The sequence below is a fragment of the Halocynthiibacter sp. genome (assembly GCF_049608145.1).
Lineage (GTDB): Bacteria > Pseudomonadota > Alphaproteobacteria > Rhodobacterales > Rhodobacteraceae > Halocynthiibacter.
In genome coordinates this window covers 1-9,924 of the sequence record NZ_JBMYXF010000074.1, presented here as the reverse complement: position 1 = coordinate 9,924, position 9,924 = coordinate 1, and the positions used below count along the sequence as shown (strand labels likewise).

At 53.0% G+C, this 9,924-nt stretch carries 8 protein-coding genes and 2 pseudogenes; 5 read left to right on the top strand and 5 right to left on the bottom strand.

The genetic code is table 11. The annotated features are described in order from the left end of the window. A pseudogene (locus ACPGUT_RS15025) lies at positions 1 to 518 on the bottom strand (polyphosphate kinase 2); the annotation flags it as partial. 204 nt (positions 519 to 722) lie between these two features. On the opposite strand from ACPGUT_RS15025, the gene ACPGUT_RS15020 reads away from it, so the two are divergent. After that, positions 723 to 1,913, top strand: coding sequence for a winged helix-turn-helix domain-containing protein (locus ACPGUT_RS15020; RefSeq protein WP_423992754.1), 1,191 nt, complete (start codon positions 723 to 725; stop codon positions 1,911 to 1,913). Between the two features lie 14 nt (positions 1,914 to 1,927). Here the strand turns inward: ACPGUT_RS15020 and ACPGUT_RS15015 are convergent, their stop codons facing one another. From ACPGUT_RS15015 to ACPGUT_RS15000, 4 genes are all read right to left on the bottom strand, one after another. Continuing rightward, positions 1,928 to 2,257, bottom strand: coding sequence for a hypothetical protein (locus tag ACPGUT_RS15015; RefSeq protein ID WP_423992752.1), 330 nt, complete (start codon positions 2,255 to 2,257; stop codon positions 1,928 to 1,930). A 322-nt stretch (positions 2,258 to 2,579) separates the two neighbouring features. Beyond that, on the bottom strand, positions 2,580 to 3,188 hold the full coding sequence (locus ACPGUT_RS15010; RefSeq protein WP_423992750.1) for a carboxymuconolactone decarboxylase family protein: 609 nt from the start codon (positions 3,186 to 3,188) through the stop codon (positions 2,580 to 2,582). A 68-nt stretch (positions 3,189 to 3,256) separates the two neighbouring features. Next, entirely contained in the window at positions 3,257 to 4,495 is a 1,239-nt protein-coding gene (gene ilvA / locus ACPGUT_RS15005) for a threonine ammonia-lyase IlvA (protein ID WP_423992748.1), read from the bottom strand. An 81-nt stretch (positions 4,496 to 4,576) separates the two neighbouring features. Continuing rightward, positions 4,577 to 6,019, bottom strand: coding sequence for a pyridoxal phosphate-dependent decarboxylase family protein (locus tag ACPGUT_RS15000; RefSeq protein WP_423992746.1), 1,443 nt, complete (start codon positions 6,017 to 6,019; stop codon positions 4,577 to 4,579). Between the two features lie 147 nt (positions 6,020 to 6,166). On the opposite strand from ACPGUT_RS15000, the gene parE reads away from it, so the two are divergent. The 4 genes and pseudogenes from parE to ACPGUT_RS14980 all read left to right on the top strand — a co-directional run. Then, entirely contained in the window at positions 6,167 to 8,128 is a 1,962-nt protein-coding gene (gene parE / locus ACPGUT_RS14995) for a DNA topoisomerase IV subunit B (protein ID WP_423992744.1), read from the top strand. Between the two features lie 9 nt (positions 8,129 to 8,137). Beyond that, a complete protein-coding gene (locus ACPGUT_RS14990; protein WP_423992742.1) occupies positions 8,138 to 8,812 on the top strand; it encodes a DUF2971 domain-containing protein in 675 nt (224 codons plus the stop codon). Positions 8,813 to 9,058: 246 nt separating this feature from the next. After that, positions 9,059 to 9,508 carry a DMT family transporter gene (locus ACPGUT_RS14985; protein WP_423992740.1) on the top strand — a complete coding sequence of 150 codons (450 nt, stop codon included), beginning with the start codon at positions 9,059 to 9,061 and terminating at the stop codon, positions 9,506 to 9,508. Positions 9,509 to 9,585: 77 nt separating this feature from the next. Next, positions 9,586 to 9,924: pseudogene (locus ACPGUT_RS14980) on the top strand (hypothetical protein); the annotation flags it as partial.

Here is a 9,924-nt window from a genome sequence, read left to right as displayed (position 1 = left end):
TGGCGCATGAATTCCAGATACTCATTCGGTGAACAGAACCCCATGACACGCTCCACCCCAGCGCGGTTGTACCAGGATCTATCATAAAACACCATTTCACCCGTGGTTGGCAGGTTCTGGATATAGCGTTGGTAATACCATTGGCCACGTTCACGATCTGTCGGTTTGTTCAACGCAACAACGCGGGCTTCGCGTGGGTTCAGGTGTTCCATAAACCGTTTAATTGTGCCGCCCTTACCCGCTGCATCACGGCCTTCAAACAGTAAAACAAATTTCTGACCCGTTTCCGCCACCCATTTCTGCACTTTCAGAAGTTCAGCCTGCAGACGCGCCTTTTCTGCCTCATAGGCTTTTTTCGGCATCTTATCTGTATACGGGTACACCCCGCCCTCAAAGGTCTGACGAATTGCATCCGGTGAAACCTTTGGAAATTCTTCATTCTTCTGAGTAACTTCTGACTTGCTCGCTGGTTTGGCAGCGGCATTGGCAGCAGTCGTTTTCTGGGTGGCTGTGGTCATATAATCGTCCTCCTGTTCACTCACATGCGATTGTCTAACTCATGCCATCCTGTGACGCCTTGACGCAGATCAAATGACGACGCAAAGAATGTTATTTTTCGCCGCCAAACCGGGTAAGCGCCGGAACAATACTTGTGGCGCACCTTGTGTTTGTTCCACAATTGTTCCAATCTGTTTTTAGAAATAAATGGGACCGGAAATCAGATGATCAAGATCGATAATACCACGGCGCGACATCTCTGGCTTGCCTCCCTTGGTCTGTCCGATGCACCTGGCGGCCCACTGGATGTGGCAATGATTGTGCGAAAGCTTGGGTATGTTCAGCTCGACACCATCAATATCCTAACCCGCGCCCATCATCATATTCTCTGGTCTCGCAATCAGAAATATCGTGAAACGCACCTAGGTCCGGCGATGAAACCCCGTCGAGAGATTTTTGAACATTTTACTCATGATGCCTGCGTGCTGCCTATGGAATTCCTTCCCATCTGGACACGCCAGTTCGAGAGAAAAGCGGATAAGCTAGGGAAATCATCTTGGTATTCCGGCATGTCAAATGAAAATGAACGCGCCGAAATCCGGGCCCGCATTCAACATGAAGGTGCTTTATCCACCCATGATTTTGACAGTCAGAACACCCGCAAAGGCGAAGGGTGGTCGCGCCCCCCACATAAATTAGCGCTGGATTACATGTGGTACGCCGGAGAGCTGGCCACATGTCACCGCCGGGGTTTCACCAAAGTCTATGATCTGGCGGAACGGGTGTATCCGGACGAATTGCGCAAACAATCCTTGGCCGATGATCAGCGTTTAGATTGGTTATGCAAACAGGCGTTACAGCGCCTGATCTTTGCCAATCCCGGTGAAATTCAGCGTTTCTGGGATGCGGCCAGCGCAGCTGAAATCCGCGATTGGCTAACAACAGCCCGGCCCGAAGCAGCGGAATACCAAGGGGCTGATGGCAGCTGGCATAAAAGCTATATCACGCCAAAGATCGAACACCTGATATCGTCCCTGAAAGAACCGGCAAAACGAATGCGCCTTCTCAGCCCATTTGATCCTCTTATTCGCGATCGGGCCCGGCTGAAACGCCTGTTTGGGTTTGATTACCGGATCGAAATTTTCGTCCCACAGGCAAAACGGATTTGGGGATACTATGTATATCCGCTGCTTGAAGGTGACAGGTTTGTCGGCCGGATCGAAGCACGTGCAGATCGTAAAACCGGCATTTTAACCGTACAAAACCTATGGTCCGAAACCGGGGTTCGCTGGGGAACAGGACGTATGGATCGGCTGCATGCGGAACTAAAGCGGGTCATGCGCCTGTGCGACTGCCAGAAGATTGTCTGGCAAACAGAGCACTCCGCGTCCCAGCCCCCGGCAGGCGCAGTCTGAACTGTTCAGAAAGCTCATGTGTCATTGCTGATTGCGTCCCGGGTTTCCTGCAGATCCGCCAGAAGTGCACTACGACGGCGCGCTTGGCCTTCGTCATAACGCAACGTCCGAACGCGCATACGGCGTGCTTCTTCCAGATCGAACAAAACGGCATTGCGACGCGGCACAGCAGCGATTTCCCCACGAAACAGGCGACTTGTTGTGTCCTCCTGCAGGATTTCACGGGCACGGTCAAAAACAGATGGGGTGGGTTTTGTTCCGATTTCACGGCGCAGGCGCACGACATCTAATCCACGCAATGCATTCTGGCGACCTTCACGGGCACGGGTTTCCAGCGTTTCCATAATATTTTCCTTACACAACTTGCCGGAAAATCCGGCACACACTCACGAACAGGCAGGACTGAACCACAACATGACCCTGCAAGAATAATATGATGCAAACAATCCGAAAATGCGCGTGTAAGTTTCAGGAATGGTTAACCTGCAAAAGCGCCCTCCAAGACACTGATCCGGAACGATTATCTAGTTTCAACATTACAAAGTACAGGTGCACCACTGAAATCCGTCAGTTTCCGACTGATAATACCTAAAAGACAGTCAAATAAAACTTTCAGTATTGTCGCCAGATCGGAACCAGACCCGATCCGGCGATTCTATTGTCAGATCAACTGTGGTTCCAGTCATCAGGGTCCGCATTGTTGTTCGGGGACAGGCCAATGATATCACCTTTGGTCGAACACCCAAGGCCAAGCACCGTACGATTGGCATAACCGAAATAGGCAGACACTTGGTTGATCTCAAGGATCTCACCATCATCCCAGCCTACCGCGCGCAGTTCTTCAACATCCAACTCGCGCAAAGCATTCGGATCCCGCGTCAGCGTCCGCACATAACGCATTGCCTGTTTTTGCGCCTCTGTCAGCGGGGCCGCATCAATATGACGCCCTTCGATTGCAGCACGCAAAAGGGCTGATTTCTCATCGTCGGCGACAAGGCGTTTCATACCTGAAAAATGGTGCTCCACACAGTAATTACATTCATTCAGCGACGACACCCAGACGCCCAGGCATTCCAGAAACCACTTGGGGATCGTATTGCCGGAATGATGCAGCACATATTTATAAATCGCCATATGCCCTTCCATAGAATGGGGACGCAGGCTGTGCATCATCATGATATTATCTACGTTATTATCTGGCCCTTTCACCCGGTCATACAGCATCTTCAGCTTGCCGGTGGCCTTCTCGTAAGGAACGGTTTTAATCCAGGACATATCTTTCTCCTCCTCATTTAGAAGAGAGACTGCCCCGGATCATTGCAAATGAGAAGACCTCAAAGCGTCTAAATCACCAGATCTGCAATTGTTGGATCACCGGTGATATCCTGAAGCGCAAATCCACCCAGCGTCATACGTTCCTGCAGCGCTGTAAAATTCTCTTCCCGCGTGGTTTCAATCCCGATCAACACTGTGCCAAAGTTACGCGCGGACTTTTTCATATATTCGAAACGCGCAATATCATCATTCGGGCCAAGCAGACCCAGAAAATCCTTCAGCGCACCCGGGCGCTGGGGCAAGCGCAACATGAAGTATTTCTTTAGTCCCAGATATTGTTGCGCACGTTCTTTGACTTCGGGCAGGCGTTCAAAATCAAAGTTCCCACCAGAGGTCACACAGACCACCGTTTTGCCCTGAATTTGGTCGCGAATATCCTTTAGCACATCCAAAGACAGCGCCCCGGCTGGCTCCAGAACAATGCCTTCAATGTTCAGCATTTCCAAAATAGTCGTGCAGATACGATCCTCGGGCACGGCGTAGATTTGATCCGATTTGAAATCCTTCAGACATTCAAAGGTCTGCGCTCCAATCTTGGCAACCGCCGCCCCATCAACAAAACTGTCAATGTTTTCAAGCGCTATGGGCGCGCCGTTTTCAACCGCAAGCGCCAAACTGGCCCCGCCAGCAGGTTCGGCAAATGTATAAGCAGGGCCGTGCGCGCCGAAGTAACGGGTCACACCAGCAGATAATCCGCCCCCGCCAACGGGCAGCACAATCATATCCGCCGCACGCCCCAGCTGGGCTTCGATTTCCACCGCGACAGAGGCCTGGCCTTCAATCACATCCGCATCATCAAAAGGTGACAGAAAATGCGCGCCCTGCTGTGCGCAATAGGCCTGAGACGCCGCCAGGGTTTCGTCGAAATAGTCGCCTTCCAACACGATTTCGATCGCATCCCCACCAAAGATCCGCGTCTTCTCCACCTTCTGTTTTGGCGTGGTCACAGGCATATAAATCACGCCCTTCACCCCAAAATGCGCACAGACCCGCGCCACGCCTTGCGCGTGATTCCCGGCACTTGCGCAGACAAACACCCGCTGATCCGGCGCCGTTGCAAGGGCTTTGCTGATCGCGTTAAAAGCCCCACGGATTTTATAGGATCGGACGGGCGACATATCTTCGCGCTTCAACCAGATCTCGGCCCCAAATTTATCCGACAAGTGATCATTGCGATGCAGCGGTGTACGTTTAAACAAAGCACGCATGTTTTCACAGGCGGTTTTCGCGTTGTCTTGGAAGGTCATTTCAGGTCCGATCAGAATGGTAAAAAGGTCGCTGGGAATGCGGTCCTGGCCCGGAAAGTTTATGGCCTGCCGCCGTCGGTATCAACTATTTTCCCCGACGTCATTTGCTTCACGCGCGACAGCTTTAACCGCCTCGATAATATCATCAGGCCTTGTACGATGATTGGTGATCGCAGCGCGCAGCATGGTGATCCCATCGATATCTGTGGTCGAAAACACTGCCTCGCCACTTTCCTGCAGGTTTTGCGCAATTCCTTTATTTAACGCCGATTGGATATCAGCGGGTAGATCCGCCCGTGCGGTAAACACACAAATATTGGAAATCACATCAACCCCCAAGGCCATCATGGGTTGTTTCGCAACTTCGCCCGCCATCATGCTGGCCAACTGGCAATTACCTGTAATCGCGTCAGAAAATGCTGTTTCGCCATAGATTTCTAGTGCACACCAGACCTTCAGCGCTCGATTGCCGCGTGACAGATCGATGCCGTAATCCGTGTACCAAGGCTCGCCCCCGGCAAGACCGCGATCCGCGCCCTGCAGATAGGCCGGACGCGCGGCAAACGCAGCGCGATGCTCAAGCTCATCGCGCATCAAAACCATACCGCAATCATACCCCACATACATCCATTTATGGAAATCCAGCGCAATAGAATCTGCCCGCTCAATTCCGTCGGTCAACGCCCGATAAGGCGCATCCGCAATCCGCGTCCAAGCCCCAAAGGCGCCGTCCACATGCAACCAAAGCCTTTCGGTCGCCGCCACATCTGCCAACGCATTCAAATCATCAAACGCCCCGATATCTACGGATCCGGCCGTGCCCACCAACAGGAATGGCACCGCCCCATTTGCACGGTCAGCCTGAACCATCTGCGCCAAGATCTGCGCATCAATCTTGTGATCCTTTAACGGCACCAAACGTAGATTATCCGCCCCAATGCCCAGCAATTCCAAAGCCTTGCGCGTGGCATTATGCACCCCAGCACCCGCATAAGCGATCAAGCGAACATCGCCCTGCCCTTGCGCACGCAGATCTTTCAACACCCGCAACCGCGCCGCCTGAAAAGAAATCACCGTCGCCTGAGACGTGCCTGCCACCAGCAACCCGCTGGCCCCTTCAGGAAAGCCCATTTTACGGCGCGTCCAGTCCACCACCGCACGTTCCATATGGTTCGCCGCATGGTTTCTCCCGCCAAGATTCGCGTTCACAACCGAACTGGCCATCGCAGCAATCAGATCACTTCCAAGGCCCGAACCCTGCACCCACCCCCAGAACCGTCCATGGGTGTTTCCGCCATGATAGGGCAGCACATCCATTTGAATTTGTGAAACAATATCGCCGACATCGCGCCCATTCGCCTGAATGTCGAAACGCTGATCGATATCCTCAGGGGGCGCCTGCCATGGGCGGTCCGCAGCCTTTTCCAACTGATCCAGACAGGCATCCAGCATTTTATGCGCTTGCATACGGAAAACCTCTGCATCCTCTGGATCCAACCCGCCACCTTTGAAATGATCAATCATACCAGCCCCTCCCACTTTTGTGGTATTTACGCCTGAAACGCATCAATCCACAAGATATGGGAATATCCCGCCGCCTTCCCCCTTTCCCAGCCCCGCCTGACCTGCCATAATATGTGAAATTTCAGTAAAGAATGAGCAGCATACTCTATGGCAGACGATCTTCTCGGCGCGCAAGAACCCGAAAAAACCTATGACGCATCTTCCATCCAAGTATTGGACGGCATTGAACACGTGCGACTGCGTCCGGGTATGTATATCGGTGGCATTGATGAGCGCTCCTATCACCACCTGGTGGCCGAGATTGTCGATAACTCAATGGATGAAGCCGTCGCCGGCCACGCCACGCGCATCGAAGTCACGCTGCATGCTGATAATTCTGTCACCGTGACAGACAACGGCCGTGGCATTCCCACCGATCCGCACCCATCTGATCCATCCAAATCAGCACTTGAGATCATCTTTTGTACGCTGAACGCTGGCGGTAAATTTTCGGGTGACGCCTATGAAACATCCGGCGGTCTGCACGGCGTGGGTTCCTCGGTTGTGAATGCGCTGTCCGATCGTCTGACTGTGGAAGTTGCACGCAACAAGGAACTGTTTTCAATCGGTTTCAATCGCGGCGTGCCAACGGGGCCTATCACCAAAATCGGCGCGGCCCCCAACCGGCGCGGCACATCGGTGAACTTCCATCCGGATGAACAGATCTTCGGCAAACAAAAGTTCAAACCCAAGCGTTTGTTCACCATGGCACGCTCCAAAGCCTATCTATTTTCCGGCGTTGAAATTCGCTGGAAAAGCGAGATCGAAGACGGCAACATGCCGATGGAAGCCACGTTCAAATTCCCGGGTGGACTGGCCGATTACCTGAACGAAACGCTGGAAAATGTCACAACCTACGCCGACGCGCCTTTCGCGGGCAAAGTAACCTTCCAGGAAAAATTCGGCGAACCGGGTTCTGTGGAATGGGCGATCAACTGGACGCCGGCGCGCGACGGATCGATCCAATCCTACTGTAACACGGTTCCCACGCCAGAAGGCGGTACCCATGTCGCGGGTTTCTGGGCCGCTGTTTTGAAAGGCATCAAGGCTTACGGCGAATTGGTCAGCAACAAAAAGGCCAGCCAGATCACCCGTGACGACCTGATGTCTGGCGGCTGTGCGCTGGTGTCTTGTTTCATCCGTGATCCGCAATTCGTGGGCCAAACCAAAGACCGCCTGTCCACCGAAGCCGCACAGCGGATGGTCGAAAACTCTGTGCGCGATTATTTCGACACATGGCTGGCGTCCGACACCAAAGCCGCCGGTGCGATCCTTGATTTTCTTGTCTTGCGTGCCGAAGAACGTCTGCGCCGCCGTCAGGAAAAAGAGACCGCCCGCAAATCTGCCACCAAGAAACTACGCCTGCCCGGCAAACTGACCGATTGCACCGCCAAGAACCGCGAAGGCACGGAATTGTTCATCGTGGAGGGGGACTCAGCGGGTGGGTCCGGCAAAGGTGCGCGCAACCGTGTGAACCAGGCGCTTTTGCCCCTGAAGGGTAAGATCCTGAACGTACTGGGGGCTGCCAGTTCCAAGCTGAACACCAACGCCGAAATCAATGATCTATGCGAAGCGCTTGGCGTCGGCATGGGCACGAAATTCAATGTTGATGATCTGCGTTATGACAAGATCATCATCATGACCGATGCGGATGTCGACGGCGCCCATATCGCGGCTTTGTTGATGACGTTTTTCTACACCCAGATGCGTCCGCTGATTGATCAAGGGCATCTGTATTTGGCCTGCCCACCGCTGTATCGTCTGACCCAGGGCGCGAAACGTGTTTACGTGGCCAATGACGCTGAGAAAGACATGCTGTTGGAAAAAGGCCTTGGCGGTAAAGGGAAAATTGATCTGCAACGGTTTAAGGGTCTTGGTGAAATGGACGCCAAAGACCTGAAAGAAACCACCATGGACCCCAAATCCCGCAAGCTGATCCGCGTGACAATTGACGAGGACGAGCCCGGCGAAACCGCTGATCTGGTCGAACGTCTCATGGGCAAAAAACCCGAGATGCGTTTCCAGTATATCCAAGAGAACGCCAAGTTCGTTGAAGAGCTTGATGTTTGAGGAGGGCTGATGCGCCTATATTATTTTACGCCAGATGAGCATGCACTCGAAAATTTATTCATGCAGCGCTTAAAGGTATCATTCCCAGATGAGGTGAATGATGTCTTTGAGTTTAAGCCATTTAACTTCCAAGATGCTGATGACCGGCGCACTTGGAGTAATATCATAAAGAAACGCGCCAAAAAATACGGTTTCATTTCGTTTAGTGAAAGTTGGGAAAGCCCAACTATGTGGGCACATTACACGAACAATCATAGAGGTGTCTGTTACGGATTTGACGTTGACGTAATGTGCAATGTAACGGATCCACAACAAACCTATTTTTCAAAAATAACCTACACAGATACGATGCTTAACTATGATGTGAGCCGCCCTGAAGAAATGGGTGATTGGGCCAACACAACAAAGTTCAAACATTGGGAATATGAAAAAGAATGGCGTGTCATGATCGGATTGAATGATATTCAAATCGAACGCAGGAAAGAACGACGGTTAGTTTTCAAACCGTTCGCTCCGGGAGTAAAGTTACATAAAGTAATCATCGGTCGCAATTCATCATTGTCGAGTCATGAAATACGACAGGCGACCACACATTACGGCCCAGACATACAAGTCCTCACAGCTAGGCCCGCATTCACTAGCTTCAAAATGGTCGAACAACTGGATCCAAGTTTTCAAAAATAACGCCCATGCCCCGCATGGGCAGCGCCTGGCCCTCCCTACGGGAGGGCGCTTCGCACCCACCCAGGGTCATTCACTGCCCTCCGCAAATCTCGCACTCCAAACGCGCCTGTTCGTCAGATCACCACCCCACGGGCTGGCGCGCGCCCTAGTCCATCCCCATCACAGTTCCGTAACGTCCTGCGGTTTCTGCTTGTCTCTGCCTGCGGACAGGGCAAACTGCCGGTAACACGCGCAAAGGACGATGCCATGACCCCGACCACGTTTTATGCCTCGATCATGTTGGCCGCTGGGATTGGCATTCCGGTGCTCGCATCCCTTAACGCGCGCCTGGGGCAGCACTTGGGTTCACCCGCCGCTGCCGGATTTATCCTGTTCATCGTCGCGCTAACGTCCACCGCTGTCGTCATGATGGTGACCTCGGGGCCTAGCGTGTTGAAACTGGCCCCAACAGCGCCAAAACATCTGTTCATGGCCGGATTTCTTGTGACCTTTTACCTGCTGTCCATCACCTGGATCGCCCCCAAATTCGGCGTTGGCAATGCGGTGTTCTTTGTGTTGCTGGGGCAAATGATATCCGCCGCCGCAATTGACCACTGGGGATTGTTCGGCGCACAGCTGTCCCCCCTGACCTTCACCCGGGCTCTGGGTGTCGGCACCATGGCACTGGGCGTGTGGATCACGCAACTTGGCCGTTGATCACAACACTGCGACGACCGATTGCAACCTAACGACAAAACCAGCTATCAATACCATGTAGGTAATCGGACGGACCCGTGGATTTTGTGATCGATAATCAGATTTTATTCATCGCTGGCTGCTTTGTAATTGGCGTGCTTGGCACTTGGTTTATGCTGAAATGCAACTGTACCCGCAGAGGCTGGTATATCGCTGATCTTATGTGGGTCGGACTGGGGGGCTTTGGTGCCGTGACGGCCCTGCTGGCCGGGGTATGGCAAGAAGACAGTTCGCGCCTTGATCGTCAGATCGCTGTCGCCTTTGCTGTGACGCGCCAGTTCGAACATGACGCTGCCCGTTTTCGCCTAACGTTCTGTGACAACGCCCCCTTGGCCCGCGGAACGGAGGGGGACGTGCGTGTGCTCTGTGAAAAAGTT